We start from the raw sequence: 21,587 nt of genomic DNA, 5'->3' as shown, positions 1-21,587 counted from the left end.
AAGAAGCGCCTGCTTCTCCTCGAAAAACAACCAATGATCAAGAAATTCATCGACAAGCTGCTCGGCAAGTCCGCCGGCAGCGCACAGGGCAAGAGCCGCTTCGGCAAGCGCCAGGAGGTGCCGGCAGAGGTTCACAAGATCGATCCCGCCCTGGTCGACGAACGCGCGAAGAACGTGGTCACCACGCTGCAGCAGGCGGGCTACGAGGCCTACGTGGTGGGCGGCGCGGTGCGCGACCTGCTGCTGGGCCTGCGGCCGAAAGACTTCGACGTGGCCACCAATGCCACGCCCGAGCAGGTCAAGTCGCTGTTCCGCCGCGCCTTCATCATCGGCCGGCGCTTTCGCATCGTGCACGTGGTGTACGGCCGGGGCCGCGAGCACGAGGTGATCGAGGTCTCGACCTTCCGCGCCTACATGGACAACGCCGCCGCCGAGCAGGTGGCCGGCAACGAGCGCACCAGCAAGGGTGAGCTGGCCAGCATGAAGCACGCCGTGGACGCCAGTGGCCGCGTGCTGCGCGACAACGTCTGGGGCCCGCAGGAAGAAGACGCGGCGCGCCGCGACTTCACCGTCAACGCCATGTACTACGACCCGGCCAACCAGGTCGTGGTCGACTATCACAACGGCATCAAGGACGCCCAGAAACTCACGCTGCGCATGATCGGCGACCCGGTCACGCGCTACCGCGAAGACCCGGTGCGCATCATTCGCGCCATCCGCTTCTCGGCCAAGCTGGCCGCGCTCGGTTTCAAGATGGAAGCCAAGACCGCCGCGCCGCTGATCGAGTCGAGCAAGCTCTTGGCCGACGTGCCGCAAAGCCGCATGTTCGACGAGATGCTCAAGCTGCTGCAGACCGGGCACGCCATCGCCACGGTCGAGCAGCTGCGCAAGCTGGGGCTCGCCACCGGCATCTATCCGCTGCTCGACGTGGTGGTGGAGCGCGCCGACCAGCCCTTTGTGAAGGCCGCCCTGCAGGACACCGACCGCCGTGTCGGCGAAGGCAAGCCCGTGGCGCCCAGCTTCCTGCTGGCCTGCGTGCTCTGGGCCGATGTGCGCGACGGCTGGGCCCAGCGCCAGGAAGGCCGCCACGGACAGCGCCCGCAGCCGCCGTTCCCGGCGCTGCAGGACGCGATCGACGACGTGTTCAATTCGCGCATCGGCGACGTGTCGGGCCGCGGCAAGCTGGCCGCCGACATGCGCGAGATCTGGATGATGCAGCCGCGCTTCGACAAGCGCACCGGCTCCACGCCCTACAGCCTGGTCGAGCAGGCGCGCTTCCGCGCCGCCTTCGACTTCATGCGCCTGCGTGCCGACGTGGGCGAGGTCGGTGAGGCCATCGCCGAGTGGTGGCAAGAATTCAGTACCGCCGACGACCTGCGCCGCCAGGACCTGCTCGAACAGGTCCGCGAAGAACAGAAGGTGCGCCAGCGCGTGCGCCTGCGCGACCCGGCCGCTGCGCCCAAGCCGCGCAGCGAACAACCGGTGCGCCAGAAGCAGGCTGCAGCCGAGTCGGACGACGGCGACGGCCCCGACATCGAGGCCGACGCCGTGCCGCCGGATGGCGAAGCGGCGGCCCCACGCAAGCGCAAGCGCCGGCGCAAGCCGCGCCCGGTGGGCGGCGGTAGCGGTGGTGGCGGCGGCGAGGGCGGCGGGAGCGCCGCAGCCGAATGAGCGCGACCGACCGGCCGAAGGACGGCAAGAAGAGCCCTGTGGCAGCCAAGGCAGCCAAAGGGAGCAAGCCCGCGCCGAAGGCCGCGCCGCGTGCCGGGGGCAAGCCGCCATCGGCCGGCAGCAAGAGCGGGCCGTCCGCGCGCCGCGCACCGACGAGTCGTCCGCGCGGTCCGCGCGAGGACTACCCGACGGTGCAGGCCTTCGTTGCCATCGGCGCCAACCTGGGCGATGCCGAGGCGGCCGTGAAGGCCGCCATGGCCGCGATCGGTGCGCTGCAGCGCACCCAGGTCACGGCCCGGTCGTCGCTGTATCGCAGCGAGCCGGTGGATGCCGAAGGCCCTGATTTCATCAACGCCGTGGTCGCCGTGCGCACCGGCCTCGATGCCGAGCAGTTCCTGGTGGCATTGCAACGCCTCGAGACGCTGGCCGGCCGTGAGCGACCCTTTCCCAATGCGCCGCGCACGCTCGACCTCGATCTGCTGATGCACGGCAATTCGGTGATCGACACGCCGGCGCTGACCTTGCCGCACCCCCGCATGCGCGAGCGCGCCTTCGTGCTGAAGCCGCTCGCCGAAATCGCACCCGACAAGGTGCCGCGTGCCGCGCTGGCGCGTGTCACGGGCCAGGTGGTCAAGCGCATCGTCTGACGGTCGTGCCGCTGCTCTACGTCCTCGATCTCGCCGGTGTGGCGGTCTTCGCGGTCAGTGGGGCATTGGCGGCCGGCCATGCGGGGCTCGACTGGCTGGGGGTGCTGGTGATCGCCTCGGTCACCGCGGTCGGCGGGGGCACGCTGCGCGACCTGCTGCTCGGCCGCCACCCAGTGTTCTGGATCCACGACACCCGCTATGTGTACGTGATCCTGGCGTCGGCGGTGTTCACCATCGCATGGGTGCACCTGATGCCGCTGCCCGAGCACGCGCTGGCCGTGGCCGATGCACTGGGGCTCGGCCTGTTCGCCATCACCGGCGCTCAGGTGGCCGAGGAGCGGCGGCTGCCGGCTCCCATCGTCATGCTCGTCGGCACCATGACCGGCGCGGCCGGCGGCCTGCTGCGCGACGTGTTCACCGCCCGCATTCCGCTGCTGCTGAGCAGCGGCATCTACGGTTCGGCCGCCATCGCCGGCATTGCGGCCTACCTGCTGCTGCAGGGTGTGGGCACGCCGCGCCGCTGGGCGTTCCTTGCGGGCGCGGGGCTGATCGTGGCGCTGCGGCTGGGCGGCATCTACGGCGGCTGGCACCTGCCGGTGCTGCGGTTGCCAGCCTGAGTGGGCTTGCGGAGCCGGGGCTGGAAGGTCGGCCCGACCGGTCGTTCCGGTCGCGCCCGTTAAACTCGGCAGGTTTTCACGAAGGCGTCATGAAATTGTGATTGGCGCGTCCCAGGAGTTTTTCCATGTTCGGCAAGCTGCTGCCCCGAGAGGGCAATTTTTTTGAAATGTTCAACCAGCATGCCGAGCGCATCGTGGAGGCGGCGCGTGCTTTCGAGCAACTCGTTGCCAACTACGCGGACGTGCACCTGCGTGAACAGTACAACCGCGATGTCGACAACGCCGAGCGCGCCGCCGACCGCGTGACGCACGACGTCAACCGCCTGATCCACAAGACCTTCATCACGCCCATCGACCGCGAGCAGATCCACAAGCTCATCAACACGATGGACGACGTGGCCGACCTGATCCAGGACTCGGCCGAGACCATGGCGCTGTACGACGTGCGCCACATGACCGACGAGATCGTGCGCCTCACGGCCCTGAGCGTGAAGTGCTGCGACCGCCTCAAGGACGCCGTCAAGTACCTCGGCAAGATCGCCGACCCGGCCGTGGCCGAGGCCACGCTCAAGACCTGCGAGGAAATCGACCGCCTCGAATCCGACGCCGACCGCGTGATGCGCAGCGCCATGAGCAAGCTGTTCCGCGAAGAGCCGGACGTGCGCGAGGTCATCAAGCTCAAGGCGATCTACGAGCTGCTCGAGACGATCACCGACAAGTGCGAGGACGTGGCCAACGTGATCGAGGGCATCGTCCTCGAAAATTCCTGAAAACGGGTAGCAACCGATGACAACGGTGCAGGTCGCCCTCTGGGTGGTGGTGGTGCTGGTCGCGCTCGCGATCCTGTTCGACTTCATGAACGGCTTCCACGATGCCGCCAATTCGATCGCGACGGTGGTCTCCACCGGCGTGCTCAAGCCGGGGCAGGCCGTGGTGTTTGCGGCTTTCTTCAACCTGATCGCGATCTTCGTCTTTCACCTGAGCGTGGCGGCCACGGTGGGCAAGGGCATCGCCCAGCCCGGGGTGGTCGACGTGCATGTGGTGTTCGGGGCGCTCATCGGCGCCATCAGCTGGAACCTCGTCACCTGGTACTACGGCATTCCGAGCAGCTCGTCGCACGCGCTGATCGGCGGCATCGTGGGTGCCGTGATCGCCAAGACCGGCACCACTGGCCTTGTGGCTTCCGGTATCTGGAAGACCGTGGCCTTCATCTTCGTGTCGCCGCTGCTGGGCTTCCTGCTGGGCTCGTTGATGATGATCATGGTGGCCTGGGGCTTCCGGCGCGCCACGCCGTCGCGGGTGGACCGATGGTTCCGGCGATTGCAGTTGGTGTCTGCCGGCGCCTACAGCCTGGGCCACGGGGGCAACGACGCGCAGAAGACCATCGGCATCATCTGGATGCTGCTGATCGCCACCGGCTATGCCTCGACCAGCGACGCGGCGCCGCCGACCTGGGTCATCGTGAGCTGCTACACCGCGATCGCGCTGGGCACCATGTTCGGCGGCTGGCGCATCGTGAAGACCATGGGCCAGAAGATCACCAAGCTCAAGCCCGTGGGCGGCTTCTGCGCCGAGACCGGCGGGGCACTGACCCTGTTCCTGGCCACCGCGCTGGGCATTCCGGTGTCGACCACGCACACCATCACGGGCGCCATCGTCGGCGTCGGCGCCACGCAGCGCGCGAGCGCGGTGCGCTGGGGCGTGGCGGGGAACATCGTCTGGGCCTGGGTCCTGACCATTCCCGCGTCGGCCTTCGTTGCGGCGATTGCCTACTGGTTCAGCTGGCAGATTTTCTGAAAATCTGAAGCGTCGGCGCCTCGTTCGCAGAGGCTGCCGCGCTGGACCCGGCTACTGTGAGATTTTTCGGCCTTCTTCGATCTGGTGTTCGAAGTAGTGCTGGAAGCTGTACACGATGCTCGCCATCAGGATCGAGCTGCCGAAGAACAGAGACGCGACCACGGCACCGATCGTGAGCCAGTTGGTCTGGCCGGGTGCGGCGTCGGGCGCTGCGCCGGCGTTGAAGCGGGCATTCCACTTCTCGGGCGTCATCAGGCCGTAGATGATCGCCATCAACGCGCAGCCCGCGATCGTGAAGCCGAGCAGCGGAATCAGCGCCCAGCTCACGCCATCGTCCACGCCGTACATGCGCAAGCGCTCGATGCCGTAGATGCCCAGCGCCGTGGGGATGGGCAGCAGCCAGCCGAGCCAGTCGCCCATGCCCCGCAGGTAGAAGCGGTGCAGGCCCAGCGGGCCGCCGAGGAAGGAGAGCCAGGCGGCCACGGTTTTGCTTTTCATTTTCTTCATCATTCGGGTTGTGTGCGGCTGCCTTCGCCGAGCACTTTTTCCATCAGGACCACGTCGCGCCAGGCGTCGAATTTCCAGCCGCAGTCTTTCAGCACGCCCACGTGCGTGAAGCCCTGGCTGCGGTGCACGCCGACCGAGCCGACGTTCGCCGAGTCGCCGATCACCGCGATCAGCTTGCGCACGCCGACTGTTTCGGCCGCCTGCGAGAGCGCCGCCAGCAGTTGCGAGCCCAGGCCCTTGCCGCGTGCGGCGTCGGACATGTAGATCGAGTCTTCGGCCGAAAACCGGTAGGCCGGACGCGGCTTGAACCAGTTGCAGTAGGCAAAACCCAACACTTCGCCGTTTTCTTCGGCCACGAGGTAGGGCAGGTTCTTGCCCAGCACATCGGCGCGCCGGGCGGTCATGTCGGCCTCGGAGGGAGGCTCGGTTTCGAAGGTGCCGGTACCGTGCAGCACGTGGTGGGCATAGATGGCCGTGATGGCTGCGATGTCTTCGTCGCGGCTGGGGCGGATGGTGAGAGTCATGCGGGTGGAGCAGGCGGCGCAGGGCCGGAATTCGGAGAAAAACCCGGGTCGGGCTATAATCGTGGGCTTTTCAGCGTGCGCTGGCCGGGTGGCCATGTCGCGTGTCTCGACGCTGGAAGAACATCGTGAGCGGGCCTCTTTCTATTTGAACTGGCTCGCTGACCACCCAAGGATAAATCATGGTCGTCATTCGACTCTCCCGCGGCGGCTCCAAAGGCCGTCCGTTCTTCAACATCGTCGTGTCGGACAAGCGCGTTCGCCGCGATGGTCGCTTCATCGAGCGCCTGGGTTTCTACAACCCGGCCGCCAAGGAAAACGAAGAAAGCATCCGCATCGCCCAGGACCGCCTCGCGTACTGGAAGAGCGTCGGTGCCCAGGCTTCGCCCACGGTGCTGCGCCTGATCAAGCAAGCCGCTGCTGCGGCTCCTGCGGCGGCAGCCTAAGCCGCCCGCACGGCGATGTTGCCCACACTCGAAGCCGCCGAACTGCCGGCGGATGCGATCGAGGTCGGACGCATCGCCGATGCCTGGGGCATCAAGGGCTGGTTCAAGGTCCTGCCCCACAGCGCCCAACCTGAGGCGCTTTTTTCTTCCAAGCGCTGGTTCCTGCAGGCTCCTGGAGCCTCCACACCTGCCGCTTTCCGGCTCGCGGTTCGCGAAGCCAAAGAACATTCCGACTGCATCGTCGCCTCGTCCGAAGATGTGCCCGACCGCAATGCGGCCGAGGCGCTGCGCGGCGCGCGCGTGTTTGTGCCGCGCTCGAGCTTCCCGACCGCCGGCGACGACGAGTACTACTGGGTCGACCTGATCGGCCTGTCGGTCGTCAACCGCGAAGGCGTCGTGCTCGGTGCGGTGCGCGAACTGCTCGCCACCGGCCCGCAGACCACGCTGGTGCTGACGGCTGAAGAAGACGGCAAGGCCATCGAGCGCATGGTGCCGTTCGTCTCGGTCTTCGTCGACAAGGTCGACCTGCCCGGCCGCCTCATCACGGTCGACTGGCAACCCGAGTTCTGACCCGGGCCGCGCGCGCATGCGCTTCGACGTCCTCACGCTTTTTCCCGAACTGTTCGCGCCCTTCATGGCCAGCGGCGTGACGCGTCGCGCCTACGAGTCGAAGCAGGTCGAGGTCGTGCTGTGGAACCCGCGCGATTTCGCGCAGGGCAACTACAAGCGCGTCGACGACCGGCCGTTCGGCGGCGGACCCGGCATGGTGATGATGGCGGAGCCCCTGACGGCTTGCCTCGATGCCGCGCTGGCGGCCCGTGGCGCACCGGCGCCGGTGGTGCTGTTCTCGCCCATCGGCGAAGCGCTGCGCCATGAGGCCGTTGAGCGCTGGTCGGCGAGCGAAGGTGCGGTGCTGGTCTGCGGCCGCTACGAGGGCATCGACCAGCGCTTCATCGACGCGCGTGTCACGCACCAGATCAGCCTGGGCGACTTCGTGCTGTCGGGCGGCGAGATCGCGGCCATGGCGCTGCTCGATGCTGTTGCCCGCCTGCAGCCCGGCGTGCTCGGCGACGAGGCCAGCCACGTGCAGGACAGTTTCAACCCGGCGCTCGACGGCCTGCTCGACTGCCCGCACTACACGCGGCCCGAGCAGTGGAACGGGCAGGGCGTTCCGGCGCCGCTGCTCTCGGGCCACCATGCGCAGATCGAGCGCTGGCGGCGCGACCAGCGCCTGGCCATCACGGCCGCGCGGCGCCCCGAACTGATCGATGCCGCCCGGGCCGCAGGCAAGCTGAGCAAGGCCGATGAGGCCTCGTTGAAAAAAAAGCTATAATTCGCGGTTCCCCGATCCTCTGTCCGGCCGCGCCCGGTTTGTTGGTGGTTCTTCCGCCAAAGCCACGGCGCCTTTAGTGCAGCCCGAAACGATCGACTATCAGGAAATCATGAACCTCATCCAGACCCTCGAGCAGGAAGAAATTTCCCGCCTCGGCAAGAAGATCCCCGATTTCATGCCCGGTGACACGGTCATCGTCAGCGTGAGCGTCGTCGAAGGCACCCGCAAGCGCGTGCAGGCTTACGAAGGCGTCGTGATCGCCAAGCGCAACCGTGGCCTCAACAGCGGCTTCACCGTGCGCAAGATCTCCAGCGGCGAAGGCGTGGAGCGTACGTTCCAGACCTACAGCCCGCTGATCGCCGGCATCGAAGTCAAGCGCCGCGGCGACGTGCGCCGTGCCAAGCTGTACTACCTGCGCGAGCGCAGCGGTCGTTCGGCACGCATCAAGGAAAAGCTGCCGGGCAAGTCGCAGAAGGCTGCGTCGGCCGCTTAATCAGCCGCCGTCCCTTCTGCTCAAAAAGCCGCCGTTCTGGCGGCTTTTTGCGTTGGCGCTGCGCTTCAAGACAGCTTTTCATTTTTACGCTCTACTCCTTTCATCCCGACACAGGCCGCATCCTCTCTTGACCTCCTCCACTTCCGCCCCCACGCCCTCCGCCGTCGTCGAACCCGTCAATGCCGTGGTGCCGCCCGCGTTGCTGCAGATCGACCCGCGCCAGGTGCCCTTCGTGGATGGAAGCGACGGTCTGCCGGCCGTGGCGCCGGCGCAGCTGACGGCCACGGCCCTGCGCACACGCTTTGCCTCGCCGCCCGTTTGGACGCCCGAGCTGCGCCGCGAGCCCCGCATGAGCGACCGGGTGCCGGCCCAGGCCGCCGTGCTGGTGCCGATCGTGCAGCGCCCGCAAGGCGCGACCGTGCTGCTCACCGAGCGCACCACGCACCTGTCGACCCACTCGGGCCAGGTCGCATTTCCCGGCGGGCGCGTCGACCCCGAAGACGCCAACATCCAGGCCGCCGCGCTGCGCGAAGCCTGGGAAGAAGTGGGCCTGTCGGCGCAGTTCATCGAAGTGCTCGGCACCTTGCCGACCTACACGACCGTCACCTCCTTCGTCGTGACCCCGGTGGTCGCGCTGGTGCAGCCTGACTTCGTGCTGGACATCAATCCCTTCGAAGTGGCGGAGGCTTTCGAGGTGCCGCTCGCCTGGCTGATGGACCCGGCCAACCACCGCCGCCACGCCGTCAGTGCCACCGATGGTGTCCGTCGCACGTGGTACTCGATGCCGTACGTCGATGGTCCGCACGAGCGCTTCGTTTGGGGCGCCACGGCGGGCATGCTGCGCAACCTCTACCGCTTCCTCGCCGCCTGAACCTGATCGGGCGCAACCTGAGGCCAAAACCTTCAGGTGCTCTCGCTATCATCGAAGGATGAGCTTCTTTGCCATCCTGTGCGCGTTGCTGATCGAGCAGGTGCGGCCGTTGGGCCCGCACAACCCCGTGTACGGCGGCGTTCTGGCGTGGACGCGCTGGACCAGCCGCAACTTCGATGCGGGCAAGCCGCACCACGGATGGATCGCCTGGGGGCTCGCAGTGTTCGTGCCCACGCTGTTGTCGCTGGGCGTGCATTGGCTGCTGGTACTCACGCTGGGCCTGCCCTTCGCCGTGCTGTGGAGCGTCGCGGTGCTCTACATGACGCTCGGCTTTCGCCAGTTCAGCCACCATTTCACCGACATCCGCGACGCGCTCGACGAGGGCGACGAGCCGCTCGCGCGCTCGCTGCTGGCGCACTGGCAGGGCGTCGATGCCGCCGAGTTGCCGCGCAGCGAAATCGTGCGCCATGTGATCGAGCATTCGGTCATTGCGGCGCATCGCCATGTCTTCGGCGTGCTGGCCTGGTTCTCGGTGCTCGCCGCCCTCGGCCTGGGGCCGGCGGGCGCGGTGTTCTATCGCATGAGCGAGTTTGTCGCGCGCTACTGGGCGCACAAGAACGGCGCCCCGGTGCAGCCTTCGAGCGTGGCGGTGCAGGACGCGGCAGAGCGCGCCTGGCATGCCGTCGACTGGTTGCCTGCGCGCATCACCGCGCTCGGCTTTGCCGTGGTCGGCAGCTTCGAAGAGGCCATCGACTGCTGGCGCAACGACGCGCGGCGCTTCCCCAACGAGAACGACGGCGTGATCCTTGCGGCCACGTCCGGCGCCGTGAATGTGCGCCTGGGCGGCGGCTCGCTGAGCCCGATCCCGGTGGTCGATCCGCTGTCGCGCGCGCAGGCCGGTGAGTCGCCGAGCGTCGGGCGGCGCCTCGACAGCGGCAGCACGCCAGGCCGCGAGCCCGAGCCCGGTCACCTGCGCAGCGTGGTCGGCCTGGTCTGGCGATCGGTCGTGATGTGGATGGTGCTGTTGGCCTTGCTCACGCTCGCGCGCCTGCTCGGTTGACCCCATGACCACCCCGCCCGCACCGGCCTTCTGGAGCCCGCGCATCGGCGCGCTCGAGCCTTACGTGCCCGGCGAGCAGCCGCGCATCGCCCACCTCGTCAAGCTCAACACCAACGAGAACCCGTACCCGCCGTCGCCGAGCGCCATTGCGGCGATCCAGCGCGCGGCCGCCGACGGCCTCGAGCGTTACCCCGACCCCACGTCGCTCGCGCTGCGCGAAGCCGTCGCGCGCCGCCACGGCCTGCAGGTCGGCGAGGTGTTCGCTGGCAATGGCTCGGACGAAGTCCTCGCCCATGCGTTCTTCGCCTTCTTCCAGCAGGCCGAACCGCTGCTGATGCCCGACGTGAGCTACAGCTTCTACAAGGTCTATGCCCAGCTCTACGGCATCGCCTGCGAGCAGTTGCCGGTCGATGGCGGCCTGCGCATCGACATCGATGCGTTCGCGGCGCGTGCCCGCCAGGGCTGCGGCGGCATCGTCATCGCCAACCCGAACGCGCCGACCGGCATCGGCCAGCCACTGGCGCGCATCGAACAGCTTCTTGCTGCGTGCCCCGATCGCGTGGTGTTGGTCGACGAGGCGTATGTCGATTTCGGCGGCGAGAGCGCGCTCTCGCTCATCGGTTGCCACCCGAACCTGCTCGTGGTGCAGACCCTGTCCAAGTCGCGCTCGCTGGCCGGCTTGCGGGTCGGTTTCGCCTGCGGGCAGGCGCACCTGATCGATGCACTCGTGCGGGTCAAGGACAGCTTCAACTCGTACCCGATCGACCGGCTGGCCTCCGCCGGTGCCGTGGCCTCGCTCGACGACGAGGCGTGGTTCCGCAAAACACGCGACCAGGTCGTCGACACGCGCGAAGGCCTGAGCCTCCAACTCGAAGACCTGGGCTTCGAGGTGCTGCCGTCGCAGGCCAACTTCGTGTTCGCGCGGCACCCGCAGCGCGATGCGGCCGAGCTGGCCGCCTTGCTGCGCGAGCGTGCCGTGCTGGTGCGGCATTTCAAGCAGCCGCGCATCGCGCAGTACCTGCGCATCAGCATCGGCACGCGGCACCAGTGCAGCACGCTCGTGCAGTGCCTGCAAGAAATCCTGGCCTGAAACCCTGAGAGAAAGCTTGTCGATGTCGACCCTTCATGCCGATCCGCGCGCCATTGCCTGCGCATCGTTCTGGCAAGCCTTGAGCGACAAGCTCGAGAGCCTGCAGTCCTTGTCCGGCCCTGCGCTCGTGGGCGAACTGAACGCGCTGCTGCAGCCCTTCTTTCCGAACCTGGCGGCCGAAGTGCTGGGCGACCCGCCGACTTTCACGCTCGTGTTGACGGCGCATGGCGCCGAAGCCGATTTCGAGGACCTCATGGCGCTGGTGCACAGCGCGCCCCCGTTGCCCCAGGTCGCGGTGGAGGCTTTCCGGCAGCGCATGCGCGAAGGGTTCAGCATGCGCATGAACGACTTCGAACTGGCCAGCTCGGACGTGCTCGTGAAGCACGAGCCCTACAGGGGGCGGGTGGCGCTGGAGCTCGGCTTTGCCAAGCCCATTCCGATGGACATGCAGGACCACGCGCGCCACATGAGCCTGATCATGCTCGACCACATCCTGGGCGAGTACGACTTCGCCGTGAAGGTCGGGCCGGTCGATCATGTCGAGGCCGATGCGCAAGCGGATTTCGATGGCGTGCCGCTCGACGACTTCGTGGCGCTGTTTGATGCATGCTGGCGCGAGGATCTGGGCCACACGGGCGTGTTTCCCGCAGGCGAGCACGGTTGGTCCGGCCTGACCGCCACGCGCACTGCCGAGGACGGCAGCGAGGTCGAGGCGGTCGTCATGCGAAACGATGCCGCAACTGCGCTGCTCGGGCGTGCCGACCTGGGGCATAGGCTGTCGGCCGCTGTCCCCGTCGAATCGGGCGAAGAACTGGACGAGGCCCGTGTCTACGAAGACCGGCTGACCGCACTGCTGCAGACGCACGGCGAAGGCTGCTGCACGCACATCGTGCTGGAGGAGGGCGTTCGCACTGTTCACTTCCATGTGGCCGATCCGCAGGCGGCCATTGCGCATGCGCAATCGGTTCAGGACGCGTTGGAGTTGCCGGTGACGCTCGACCTTGCCTTCGACCCGACCTGGAAGTCGTACCGCACCTGGCTGGCCTGAGCGCAGCCGGCCCCTCGGTGCGGCGTCAGTAGCGCGTCTGGCTCAGCTCGGCGAACAGCTCGCCGTAGATCCTGTAGCGCGACGCGCTGATCGGGCCGGGTTGCGTCGGCGTTTCGACGTTCGAGATCACGCCGCAGCCGGGCTCGTGCAGGTGGGTGCAGTTGTAGAACTTGCAGTCGCCCGTGTGCTCGGCGATGTCGGGCATGAGGCCGGCGAGCTGCATCGGCTCGATGTGGTTCAGGCCGAATTCCTGGAAGCCCGGCGAGTCGATGAGGCCCGTGGTGCGGGCCTCGTCGATCCAGTACCAGGTGGTGCTGGTGGTCGTGTGCTTGCCCGAGTTGAGCGCCTGCGAAATCTCTTGCGTCAGCACGCTCGCACCGGGCACCAGCAGGTTGGTGAGCGTGCTCTTGCCCGAGCCGGACGGGCCGAGCACCAGGGTCGACTTGCCCGCCAGCAGCTTCATCAACGACGCGTAATCGGTCTCGCCCGAGGCCTTGAGCGACAGCGGCAGCACGCCGTGGTGCATGCGGCGGTAGGGCGCCAGCTTGTTCCAGGCGCGCGCAAAGGGTTCGACGAGGTCGCTCTTGTTGAGCGCGATGATGGGCGTGATGCGTTGGGCCTCGGCCGCGATCAGTGCACGCGCCAACTGGTGTTCGGAAAACTCCGGCTCGGCCGCGATCAGGATCAGCACATGGTCGAGGTTGGCCGCGAACGACTTGGTGCGGATCTCGTCCTGGCGGTAGAAGAGGTTGCGGCGCGGCAGCACCTCTTCGATGGTGCCTTCGTCTTCGGTGGCCTGCCAACGCACGCGGTCGCCGACCACGGCCTGGCTCTTCTTGCCGCGCGGATGGCAGATCAGCCGCTCGCCCGTGGGCGTTTCGACGAGGCAGTGACGCCCGTGGCTGGCGACGACGAGGCCGTCGTGGTGCGCCTTCCCCGTGTTGTGTGCTGCGGGGGTGAAGGCGGCGCGGCCCGGCTTAGCCACAGGCGTGCATCCTCATGCGGCGGGGCTCGCAACCAGCGCGTCGGCCTGCCGAGCGCAATCGAAATCGGTGACCGAGAGACCGTTCACGTCGTGCGTGTTGAAGCGCACCACGCAGCGGTTGTAGTGCACCGACAGGTCGGGGTGGTGGTCTTGCGTGTGGGCCACCATGGCCAGTGCGTTCACGAAGGCGATGGTCTCGAAGTAGTTGGCGAAGGTGAAGGTCTTCTCGATGGCCACATCGGCGCCGTCGCCGGTGAGCTTCCAGCCGTCGAGCTGGGCCAGGCCCGAGACGATCTCGGTGGCGCTCAGGGCCTTGCGGGGCGGGAGGTTTTTCCAGTCCTTGGGTTTGAACATGCTGCTCATGGTGCGCTTCGAAGAAGAAAGAATTTGAAGGGGCCGATCACGCCGCGGTCATGCGCGCCAGGCGCTCGGAGGCGGGCGGGTGGGAGTAGTAGAACTTGACGAACACCGGGTCGGGCGTGAGCGTCGATGCGTTGTCCTGGTAGAGCTTGAGCAGGGCGGCCGACAGGTCGGCGCCGCTGGTCTGTGCCACGGCGTAAGCGTCGGCCTCGAACTCGTGCTTGCGCGAGAGGCGCGCCGGCAGCGGGGCGACGAAGAAGCTGAACACCGGCACGGCCAGCATGAACAGCAGCAGCGCCAGCGCGTTGTTCGGCGCCGCCGGCGACAGGTTGGGCTGCACGCCCAGGCCCGCGTAGAACCAGACCTGGGTCGAGACCCAGCCCAGCAACGCAAAACCGGCCAGGCTCAGTGCGAACATCGCGACCAGCCGCTTCACGATGTGGCGGTGCTTGAAGTGGCCGAGTTCGTGTGCGAGCACGGCCTCGACTTCGCCGGCGTTGAGCTGGCGCAGCAGCGTGTCGTAGAACACCACGCGCTTGCTGGCGCCGAAGCCCGTGAAGTACGCATTCGCGTGCGCGCTGCGCGTGCTGCCGTCCATCACGAACAGGCCCTTGGCTGCGAAGCCGCAACGCTTCATGAGCGCCGTGACGCGCGCCTTGAGCGTGGGGTCGTCCAGCGGCTTGAACTTGTTGAACAGCGGCGCGATGAAGGTCGGGTAGATCAGCATCAGAAGCAGGTTGAAGCCCATCCAGGCGCCCCAGGCCCAGAGCCACCAGAGCGTGCCGGCCGCGCCCATGAGCCACAGGATCAGCGCCGCAATCGGCAGCCCGATCAGCGCGCCAAGCAGCGTCGACTTGAGGGTGTCGGTGAGCCAGAGCTTCCAGGTCATCTTGTTGAAGCCGAAGCGCTCCTCGAGCCGGAAGGTCTGCCACAGCGTGAACGGCAACTCCAGCAGGCCACCGATGAGTGCAAAGGCCGCCAGCAGCACCAGTTGCTGCACCATGCCGCCGCCCAGCCACACCAGCAGCAGCTTGTTCAGCATGTCGAGCCCGCCGAGCAGCGTCCAGCCCAGCAGCAGGGCGGCGCCCCACGCCATCTCGATGAGCCCGAAGCGCGCCTTGGCGATGGTGTAGTCGGCCGCCTTCTGGTGCGCGGCCAGCGTGATGGTCTGCGCGAAGGCGGCCGGCACGGCGCCGCGGTGGCGCGCCACGTGGCGCACCTGGCGGGTGGCCAGCCAGAACTTCACGAGCAGGCCCGCAACGAGTGCCGTCGCAAAAGCGAGGGTGAAGATGAGTGAGTAGGACATCATGAAGCGGCGAGTTTAGTCCTCGCTAAACCGCGTCGCAGGCCTTCGACGACAATCCTGCGATGCCCGAATCCCTTGACCCGACGCCCCCCGCAGTCGCCCCCACCCTGAAGAAAAGCGACCAGAACCTGGTCTGGCTCGACTGCGAAATGAGCGGCCTCGACCCCGAGAAAGAGCGCCTGCTCGAGATCGCCGTGGTCGTTACCGGCCCCGACCTCACGCCCCGCATCGACGGCCCCGTGCTCGTCATTCACCAGAGCGACGCCGTGCTCGACGCCATGGACGCCTGGAACAAGGGCACCCACGGCCGCAGCGGCCTGATCGACAAGGTGAAAGCCTCCACGCTGGACGAAGCCGCGGCCGAGCAGCAGCTGCTCGAATTCATCGCCAAGTACATCCCCCGCAGCGGCTCGCCCATGTGCGGCAACACCATCGGGCAGGACCGGCGCTTCCTCGTCAAGTTCATGCCCAAGCTCGAGGCGTACTTTCACTACCGCAACCTCGACGTCAGCACCCTCAAGGAGCTGGCCAAGCGCTGGAAGCCTGCGGCCTACACCGCCTTCAAGAAGCAGCAGGCGCACACCGCGCTGGCCGACGTGCACGAGTCCATCGAGGAGCTGGCGCACTACCGGGAAACCTTCCTGCGCTTGGTAGATTGACAACGATTAGGTGAAAACCCGAAGCCGTGCCATAATCGCAGGCTTCGCTGATTTGAACGCGTCTTTGGACACAGATCAGCGTCTCTTGCATCTCCCTATCTTGCACACCGCGCCCGATCGCATTCGCTGATCAAAAAGGGCCGCAGCCTCCGACGAAAGCCGGAAGTTGAATGTCGTTGGATGGTTGATGTTTTTAACCACCAACGGGGCGCCGCCTACGGCAGCGCTCGCGTTTGAGATTGATATCTACATGACCGACGCTTTTGAAGCGCAGGGCGAACTCGCGCCTGTGCAATCCGCTACCCATAACGAATTCACCGCTGTCGCGGAAACCGTGTCCGAGGCTCCGATCCTCGATGCGCTCGACGCAGCCGCTCCCGAGATCGCTGCGGCCGAAGAGCCCAGCCTGCCCAACGGCTTCATCCGCCTGGGCCTCGCACCCGAACTGATCGCCGCCGTGGCGGACCTGGGTTTTACCCAGCCCACGACCGTGCAAGACAAGGTGATCCCGCTTGCCATGGGCGGCGAAGCCGGCCAGGACGGCAAGGCCCGTTTTGTCGACCTGATGGTTTCCAGCCAGACCGGTTCGGGCAAGACCGCAGCCTTCCTGCTGCCCGTGCTGCACACGCTGCTCAAGCGCCAGGCCGAAGCCGAAGCTGAAGCCAAGGCCGAGTTCCAGCGCCTGGCCGCTGAAGCTGCTGCCCGCGGCGAAGCACCGCTCAAGAAGCCCAAGCGCAAGGACCCGACCAACACCCGTCATTTCAAGGCCGCCACCCCTGGCGCCCTGATCCTGTGCCCGACGCGCGAACTCGCGCAGCAAGTTGCACACGACGCCATCGAACTGGTTCGCCATTGCCGCGGCCTGCGCGTCGCCAACGTGGTGGGCGGCATGCCTTACCAGCTGCAGATCGCCAAGCTGCAGAACGCCGACCTCGTGGTGGCCACGCCGGGCCGTCTGCTCGACCTGCAGCGCTCGCAGCAGCTCAAGCTCGACCAGGTCAAGTTCCTGGTCGTCGACGAAGCCGACCGCATGCTCGACCTCGGCTTTGCCGATGACCTGGCCGAAGTCAACCAGCTCACCATCGAGCGCCAGCAAACGATGATGTTCAGCGCCACCTTCGCGCCGCGCATCCAGCAGCTGGCCCAGCGCGTCATGCGCGAGCCGCAGCGCATCACCATCGACAGCCCGCAAGAGAAGCACGCCAACATCAAGCAGTCGCTGTACTGGGCTGATAACAGCCAGCACAAGCGCAAGCTGCTCGACCACTGGCTGCGCGACACCAGCATCAACCAGGCGATCGTGTTCGCCAGCACGCAAGTCGAGTGCGACGGCCTCGCCAACGACCTGCAGCAAGAAGGCTTCAGCGCTGTCGCGCTGCACGGCGCCCTGAGCCAGGGCCTGCGCAACCGCCGCCTGATGGCACTGCGCCAGGGCCAGGTGCAGATCCTGGTGGCCACCGACGTTGCCGCCCGCGGCATCGACGTGCCGACCATCACCCACGTCTTCAACTTCGGCCTGCCGATGAAGGCAGAGGACTACACCCACCGCATCGGCCGCACCGGCCGTGCCGGCCGCGATGGCCTGGCCATCACGTTCGCCGAGTTCCGCGATCGCCGCAAGATCATGGACATCGAGCAGTACAGCCGCCAGCAGTTCAAGGCGGAAGTGGTTGCCGGCCTCGAGCCGCAACAGCGCATGCCGCAATCGCGTCCCCCGATGGGCGAGTACCGCGGTGGCCGCGGCGACAACCAGTCGCGTGACCGCAAGTTCGGCAACGGCGGTGCAGGCGGCGGCGGTGGCGGTGGCTACCGCGGCAACAACGGCGGCGGCTATGCCGGCGCCAGCGGCTTCAACGACCGCAACGCACGCGGCCCGGCTCCGAGCCACGGTCACCAAGCCCCGCGCGGCTTCCATGGCGGCGGCAACAACGCCGGCTTCGGCGGCGGTCGTGACGAAGGCGGCAATGGCGGCGGTGGTGGCGGCTACGGTCGCAAGCCGGGCTGGGGCGACAGCGCCCCGCGCGGTGGCCACGGCCATGGCGGCGGTCGCGGCGAAGGCGGTGGCTTCGCGCCCCGTGAAGGCTTTGCACCCCGCGAGGGCTTTGCCCCCCGCGAAGGTTTCGCACCGCGCGGCAATGGCGCCGGTCACGGTGGCCCGGGCAAGGTGTTCGTGCCCCGCGACGCGCAAAAGCGCGCGTTCAAGCCCAGCCGCTGATCGCCCCTGCAAGCGGCCTTGAAAAAGGCTGCTTCCCCCAAAAAGCCCGCGCTTCTCACGAACGCGGGCTTTTTCGTTGTCGGGTTTCCGAGCAGCCCGATCTGCATGAAGTTGGTTGACACCTGAATCGATGAAAAGTAATGTAATAGCGCATTGCTTCTCCCCGGTCCGTTCGCGGCTGCCGGTTCATCGACACCTGTTCTCGACTTTCGATCATGAAAATTGCGATCCTTGGGGGTGGCCACGGCGCCTATGCGGCTGCTGCGGACCTGTCTGAAACCGGCCATGAAGTGCGCCTGTGGCGCCGCGACGCCGCCGCGCTCGAACCGCTCGTGCAAGCCGGCGCGATCACGCTGAAAGACGCTGCCGGTGTGCGCGAGGTGCCCATCGCGCTCGCCACCTCCGACATCGGCGCGGCGCTGAAGGGCGCCGAACTCATCGTCATTCCCACGCCCGCCATCGCCCAGCACGACATCGCGCTGGCCATGGCGCCGCACCTCGTCGATGGCCAGGTCGTGTTCCTGCCGCCGGGCACCTTCGGCAGCTACGTGATGGCGCAGGCGGTGAAGGCCGCCGGCAACCGCGCCGACGTGGCCTGGGCCGAGACCGGCACCTTGCCGTACCTTGCGCGCAAGCACGGCGAGCGCGAAGTCAACGTCACCATCCGCGCGATCCGCCTGCCGACCGGCGTCTACCCGGCGCGCAAGGAGGCGCAGGCCATCGAGGTGATCCGCCGCGCCTACCCAGCCGCGCACGGTTGCGGCGATGCGCTCTCGGGCGCGCTCATGAACGCCGGCCCCGTCATCCACCCGCCGCTGATGGTGATGAACGCGGCGCCGCTGCAGCATTTCGAGCGCTGGGACATCCACAACGAAGGCACGCAGCGCGCCGTGCGCGACGTGACCGACCGGCTCGACCGCGAGCGCATGGCCGTGCGCGAGGCCTTCGGGCAGGGCGCGCCGCACTATCCGCTGGCCGACCACTACAACAACGACCAGTGGATGTACGGCGACGCGCACAAGCAGCTCGTCAAGTCGGGCGACTGGCGCGAGAACATCGACCTGCACACGCACCGCTACATCACCGAAGACACCGAACTCGGCCTGGCCTTCCTGGCCTCGGCCGCGCGCCATGCGGGCGTCGATGCGCCCATCGCGCACGGCCTGCTGGCCATCGTCGGCGGCTTCCTCGGGCGCGACCTGCGCCAGGGCCCGCGCACCTTCGAAAGCCTGGGCCTGGCCAGCCTGAGCGCGACCCAGCTCAAGCAGAGGCTGCACGATGGCGAATGAGCCCGCGCCGCCGCGCTTCGCCGCCGTGGGCGCCGGCCGCATGGGCCGCGGCATCGCCATCGCGTTCGCCTATGCGGGCCATCGCATCTCGCTGATCGACCTGCGCCCGCGCACGCCCGAGGCCTGGCAGCGGCTGAGCGACGAGGCGCAAGCGGAAATCACCGCGAGCCTTTCCGGCCTTGCGCAACTCGGCGTGATCGACGCTTCGCAGGTCGAGCGCATCGCCGCGCGCGTGGATTTCGTGAATGCAGCGGAAGCACTGCGCGCGCTGGCCGCCGCTGAGCTGGTGTTCGAAGGCGTGCCCGAAACCATGGAGGCCAAGCGCGAGGCCTTCGAGCAACTCAACCGCCATTGCAGCGACGACGCGATCCTCACCTCGACCACCAGCAGCATCCTCGTGACGCAGCTGGCCGCACTGGTGCGTCGCCCCGAGCGCTTCCTGAACATGCACTGGCTCAACCCGGCCTACGTGATTCCCGTGGTCGAACTGAGCTGCCACCCCGGCACCGACGCCGGCGTGCTCGCACGCACGAAGGCACTGATGGAGGCCATCGGCAAGCTGCCCGTGGTCTGCGGCGCGTCGCCGGGCTACATCGTGCCGCGCTTGCAGGCGCTCGTGATGAACGAGGCGGCCCGCATGATCGAAGAAGGCGCTGCCACAGCGGAAGAAATCGACAAGGCCACGCGCTACGGCCTGGGCCTGCGCTTCGCGGCGCTCGGCGTGGTCGAGTTCATCGACTTCGGCGGCTGCGACATCCTGCACCACGCGAGCCGCGAGATGTCGGCTTCGCTCGACGCGGGGCGCTACACCGCGCCGGCCATCGTCGGGCGCATGGTCGAGGAAGGGCGGCTGGGCCTCAAGACCGGCAGCGGCTTCTACGACTACGCAGGCCGCGACACCGCCGCGTATCGGCGCGACGTGCTCTCGCGCACGCTCGGTGAACTCAAGCACGCCGGCCTCTGGCGCGCACCGGCCGACGAGACGCTGTCATGACCATCCGCCGTGCCTTCGCCGACCTGTCGGTGGGGCAGGTGCACCACGCCGTGTGCGGCGATTCGCAAGCGCCGGCCGTGCTGCTGCTGCACCAGTCGCCACGCAGCTGGGCCGAGTACCGCGAGGTGCTGCCGCTGATCGCCGGCGCGGGCTACCGCGCCATCGCCATGGACACGGCGGGCTTCGGCGATTCGGCCGACGGCGGCGTGCCCGCGAGCATTGCGCAATGGGCGCGCGTCGCCTGCGAGCTGCTGGATGCGCTCGGCATCGCGCGGGCCGACGTGGTGGGGCATCACACCGGCGGCGTGGTCGCGATCGAATTGGCCGCGGCGTTTCCCGAGCGCGTGCGCAGCCTCGTGCTGTCGTCCACGCCGTACACCGACGAGGTGTTTCGCCGTGCCCGCGCGCAGCGTCCGCCCATCGACGAAGTGGAGCCCAGCGACGACGGCAGCCACCTCGCTGCGCTGTGGCAGAAGCGGCAGGCCTTCTACCCGCCCGGCCGTCCTGACCTGCTCGAGGCCTTCGTGCGCGATGCGATGAAGGTCGGCCACCGTGTCGAAGAAGGGCACCGCGCCGTGGCCTCGTACCGCATGGAAGATCACATCGGCCGCGTCACGCAGCCGACGCTCATCGTGCGCGCCACGCTCGATCCTTTCGCGGCGCCGCATGCGGCGGAGTTGCAGCATCACTTGCCGCAGGCGCGCATCGTCGACATCGACGGCGGCATGGTGCCCTTGCCCGACCAGATGCCGGAGGCCTTCGCGCGCGCGGTGCTCGATTTTCTGGCGACGCGGCCATGAGGGCCGTTCGCATCCATGGCTTCGATGCCGCGCCGGCGCTCGCAGACGTGGCCGACCCCGTCGCGCGACCCGGCCGCACCCTCGTGCGCATGCAGGCCGCCACTGTCGGCCACATCGACCGCACCGTGTGGCAAGGCCGCTTCCTGCGTCATCCGCCGTTGCCCTACACGCCGGGCGTGGAAGCCGCGGGCGTTGTTGTCGAGAGCGAGCGCTATGCAGAGGGACAACGCGTGTGGTTGCGCGGCAGCGGCTTGGGCACATTGTTCGACGGCACCTGGTGCGAGCTGATCGATGCGCCCGACGACGCACTCGGTGTGCTGCCCGATGCCGTGCCGATGGCGCTCGGCGCGGCGTTCTTCTCGCCCACCACCTCGGCCTGGGTCGCCTTGCATGACGTCGCCCGATTGCAGCCTGGAGAGCAAGTGTTGGTGACGGGCGCAAGCGGCGCTGTGGGTTCGCTGGTGATGCAGCTGGCACGCGATGCAGGCTGCAATGCAACGCCCGTCGATCCGAAGGCCGGACCGCCTGAAGTCGCCAGCGTCGACCTGCTCATCGACACCGTCGGCGGCGACATGCTCGCGAGCGCCTTGCCTGCCGTGCGCCCCGGCGGTCGCGCCGTGCTGATCGGCTACACCGCCGGCCCAACGCTGCAGCTGGACATCGCGCATTTTCTGCAGCGCGACGTGGCGCTGCTGCCGCTCAACATGTTCAGGCGCGAAGCCGCAGGCCGCGCAGCCGCGCCAGAGTTGCTTTCTCGCCTGGCCGATGGCCGCCTGCACCTCGACGTGCAGCCCTTCGCGCTTGCCGATGCCGCGCTGGCACTCGACTGGATCGCGCAACGTGGCCACCGCGGCCGCGCGGTGCTCGTGCCCTAGTCA

Annotated in this window: 24 protein-coding genes; 19 read left to right on the top strand and 5 right to left on the bottom strand. The window is 67.6% G+C overall.

Going from position 1 to position 21,587, the window contains the following annotated elements; genetic code table 11:
* The first annotated feature begins 33 nt into the window (after positions 1-33).
* The 5 genes from pcnB to CLU95_RS07285 all read left to right on the top strand — a co-directional run bounded on the left by pcnB (position 34) and on the right by CLU95_RS07285 (position 4,732).
* The gene (gene pcnB, locus CLU95_RS07305; protein WP_099791795.1) at positions 34-1,671 is read left to right on the top strand and encodes a polynucleotide adenylyltransferase PcnB; all 1,638 of its coding nucleotides are present in this window, start codon (positions 34-36) and stop codon (positions 1,669-1,671) included.
* Positions 1,668-2,318: a 2-amino-4-hydroxy-6-hydroxymethyldihydropteridine diphosphokinase gene (gene folK / locus CLU95_RS07300; protein WP_099791793.1), complete on the top strand. Its 651-nt coding sequence runs from the start codon at positions 1,668-1,670 to the stop codon at positions 2,316-2,318. The genes pcnB and folK overlap by 4 nt, the downstream gene beginning before the upstream one ends.
* A gap of 5 nt (positions 2,319-2,323) precedes the next feature.
* On the top strand, positions 2,324-2,935 hold the full coding sequence (locus tag CLU95_RS07295; protein ID WP_257214551.1) for a trimeric intracellular cation channel family protein: 612 nt from the start codon (positions 2,324-2,326) through the stop codon (positions 2,933-2,935).
* 125 nt (positions 2,936-3,060) lie between these two features.
* On the top strand, positions 3,061-3,705 hold the full coding sequence (locus CLU95_RS07290; protein ID WP_099791791.1) for a DUF47 domain-containing protein: 645 nt from the start codon (positions 3,061-3,063) through the stop codon (positions 3,703-3,705).
* A gap of 16 nt (positions 3,706-3,721) precedes the next feature.
* The gene (locus tag CLU95_RS07285) at positions 3,722-4,732 is read left to right on the top strand and encodes an inorganic phosphate transporter (RefSeq protein ID WP_099791789.1); all 1,011 of its coding nucleotides are present in this window, start codon (positions 3,722-3,724) and stop codon (positions 4,730-4,732) included.
* Between the two features lie 51 nt (positions 4,733-4,783).
* Here CLU95_RS07285 and CLU95_RS07280 read toward each other — a convergent pair whose 3' ends face one another.
* The gene (locus CLU95_RS07280) at positions 4,784-5,230 is read right to left on the bottom strand and encodes a TM2 domain-containing protein (RefSeq protein ID WP_070062592.1); all 447 of its coding nucleotides are present in this window, start codon (positions 5,228-5,230) and stop codon (positions 4,784-4,786) included.
* Positions 5,231-5,238: 8 nt separating this feature from the next.
* The gene (locus CLU95_RS07275) at positions 5,239-5,763 is read right to left on the bottom strand and encodes a GNAT family N-acetyltransferase (RefSeq protein WP_099791787.1); all 525 of its coding nucleotides are present in this window, start codon (positions 5,761-5,763) and stop codon (positions 5,239-5,241) included.
* A gap of 179 nt (positions 5,764-5,942) precedes the next feature.
* Between CLU95_RS07275 and rpsP the strand changes: the two genes are divergently transcribed.
* From rpsP to CLU95_RS07235, 8 genes are all read left to right on the top strand, one after another.
* Positions 5,943-6,206, top strand: coding sequence for a 30S ribosomal protein S16 (rpsP, locus tag CLU95_RS07270; RefSeq protein WP_099791785.1), 264 nt, complete (start codon positions 5,943-5,945; stop codon positions 6,204-6,206).
* A 15-nt stretch (positions 6,207-6,221) separates the two neighbouring features.
* A complete protein-coding gene (rimM, locus tag CLU95_RS07265) occupies positions 6,222-6,776 on the top strand; it encodes a ribosome maturation factor RimM (RefSeq protein ID WP_099791783.1) in 555 nt (184 codons plus the stop codon).
* Positions 6,777-6,792: 16 nt separating this feature from the next.
* Positions 6,793-7,539 (top strand): tRNA (guanosine(37)-N1)-methyltransferase TrmD, encoded by a 747-nt coding sequence (gene trmD / locus CLU95_RS07260; protein WP_099791781.1) that lies wholly within the window; start codon positions 6,793-6,795, stop codon positions 7,537-7,539.
* 109 nt (positions 7,540-7,648) lie between these two features.
* On the top strand, positions 7,649-8,032 hold the full coding sequence (gene rplS, locus CLU95_RS07255) for a 50S ribosomal protein L19 (RefSeq protein ID WP_099797151.1): 384 nt from the start codon (positions 7,649-7,651) through the stop codon (positions 8,030-8,032).
* Between the two features lie 127 nt (positions 8,033-8,159).
* Positions 8,160-8,903 carry a CoA pyrophosphatase gene (locus tag CLU95_RS07250; RefSeq protein ID WP_180288563.1) on the top strand — a complete coding sequence of 248 codons (744 nt, stop codon included), beginning with the start codon at positions 8,160-8,162 and terminating at the stop codon, positions 8,901-8,903.
* 58 nt (positions 8,904-8,961) lie between these two features.
* Positions 8,962-9,963 (top strand): CobD/CbiB family protein, encoded by a 1,002-nt coding sequence (locus tag CLU95_RS07245; protein WP_099791776.1) that lies wholly within the window; start codon positions 8,962-8,964, stop codon positions 9,961-9,963.
* A 4-nt stretch (positions 9,964-9,967) separates the two neighbouring features.
* A complete protein-coding gene (gene hisC, locus CLU95_RS07240; protein ID WP_099791774.1) occupies positions 9,968-11,053 on the top strand; it encodes a histidinol-phosphate transaminase in 1,086 nt (361 codons plus the stop codon).
* A gap of 22 nt (positions 11,054-11,075) precedes the next feature.
* The gene (locus CLU95_RS07235) at positions 11,076-12,101 is read left to right on the top strand and encodes a hypothetical protein (RefSeq protein WP_099791772.1); all 1,026 of its coding nucleotides are present in this window, start codon (positions 11,076-11,078) and stop codon (positions 12,099-12,101) included.
* Between the two features lie 25 nt (positions 12,102-12,126).
* Here CLU95_RS07235 and rsgA read toward each other — a convergent pair whose 3' ends face one another.
* Genes rsgA through CLU95_RS07220 form a run of 3 tightly spaced genes read right to left on the bottom strand, consistent with a single transcriptional unit; the run spans position 12,127 to position 14,752 of the window.
* Positions 12,127-13,086, bottom strand: coding sequence for a ribosome small subunit-dependent GTPase A (gene rsgA / locus CLU95_RS07230; protein ID WP_099791770.1), 960 nt, complete (start codon positions 13,084-13,086; stop codon positions 12,127-12,129).
* 12 nt (positions 13,087-13,098) lie between these two features.
* Positions 13,099-13,449 (bottom strand): 4a-hydroxytetrahydrobiopterin dehydratase, encoded by a 351-nt coding sequence (locus CLU95_RS07225; protein WP_099791768.1) that lies wholly within the window; start codon positions 13,447-13,449, stop codon positions 13,099-13,101.
* 37 nt (positions 13,450-13,486) lie between these two features.
* Positions 13,487-14,752, bottom strand: a complete 1,266-nt coding sequence (locus CLU95_RS07220) for a M48 family metallopeptidase (RefSeq protein ID WP_099797150.1) — start codon at positions 14,750-14,752, stop codon at positions 13,487-13,489.
* Between the two features lie 62 nt (positions 14,753-14,814).
* Between CLU95_RS07220 and orn the strand changes: the two genes are divergently transcribed.
* The 6 genes from orn to CLU95_RS07190 all read left to right on the top strand — a co-directional run bounded on the left by orn (position 14,815) and on the right by CLU95_RS07190 (position 21,584).
* Positions 14,815-15,411 carry an oligoribonuclease gene (gene orn / locus CLU95_RS07215; protein ID WP_099791766.1) on the top strand — a complete coding sequence of 199 codons (597 nt, stop codon included), beginning with the start codon at positions 14,815-14,817 and terminating at the stop codon, positions 15,409-15,411.
* A 250-nt stretch (positions 15,412-15,661) separates the two neighbouring features.
* Positions 15,662-17,626, top strand: coding sequence for a DEAD/DEAH box helicase (locus CLU95_RS07210; protein ID WP_180288562.1), 1,965 nt, complete (start codon positions 15,662-15,664; stop codon positions 17,624-17,626).
* Positions 17,627-17,841: 215 nt separating this feature from the next.
* Positions 17,842-18,915: an NAD/NADP-dependent octopine/nopaline dehydrogenase family protein gene (locus CLU95_RS07205; protein WP_099791762.1), complete on the top strand. Its 1,074-nt coding sequence runs from the start codon at positions 17,842-17,844 to the stop codon at positions 18,913-18,915.
* A complete protein-coding gene (locus CLU95_RS07200; RefSeq protein ID WP_099791760.1) occupies positions 18,905-19,909 on the top strand; it encodes a 3-hydroxybutyryl-CoA dehydrogenase in 1,005 nt (334 codons plus the stop codon). The genes CLU95_RS07205 and CLU95_RS07200 overlap by 11 nt, the downstream gene beginning before the upstream one ends.
* Positions 19,906-20,709: an alpha/beta fold hydrolase gene (locus tag CLU95_RS07195; RefSeq protein ID WP_099791758.1), complete on the top strand. Its 804-nt coding sequence runs from the start codon at positions 19,906-19,908 to the stop codon at positions 20,707-20,709. Before CLU95_RS07200 ends, CLU95_RS07195 begins: the two co-directional genes overlap by 4 nt.
* A complete protein-coding gene (locus CLU95_RS07190; RefSeq protein ID WP_099791756.1) occupies positions 20,706-21,584 on the top strand; it encodes a quinone oxidoreductase family protein in 879 nt (292 codons plus the stop codon). Before CLU95_RS07195 ends, CLU95_RS07190 begins: the two co-directional genes overlap by 4 nt.
* Positions 21,585-21,587: the final 3 nt, after the last annotated feature.

It is taken from the genome of Variovorax sp. 54 (assembly GCF_002754375.1).
GTDB lineage: Bacteria > Pseudomonadota > Gammaproteobacteria > Burkholderiales > Burkholderiaceae_C > Variovorax.
The sequence above is the reverse complement of the archived record's forward strand: the minus strand, read 5'-3'. Positions and strand labels throughout refer to the sequence as shown.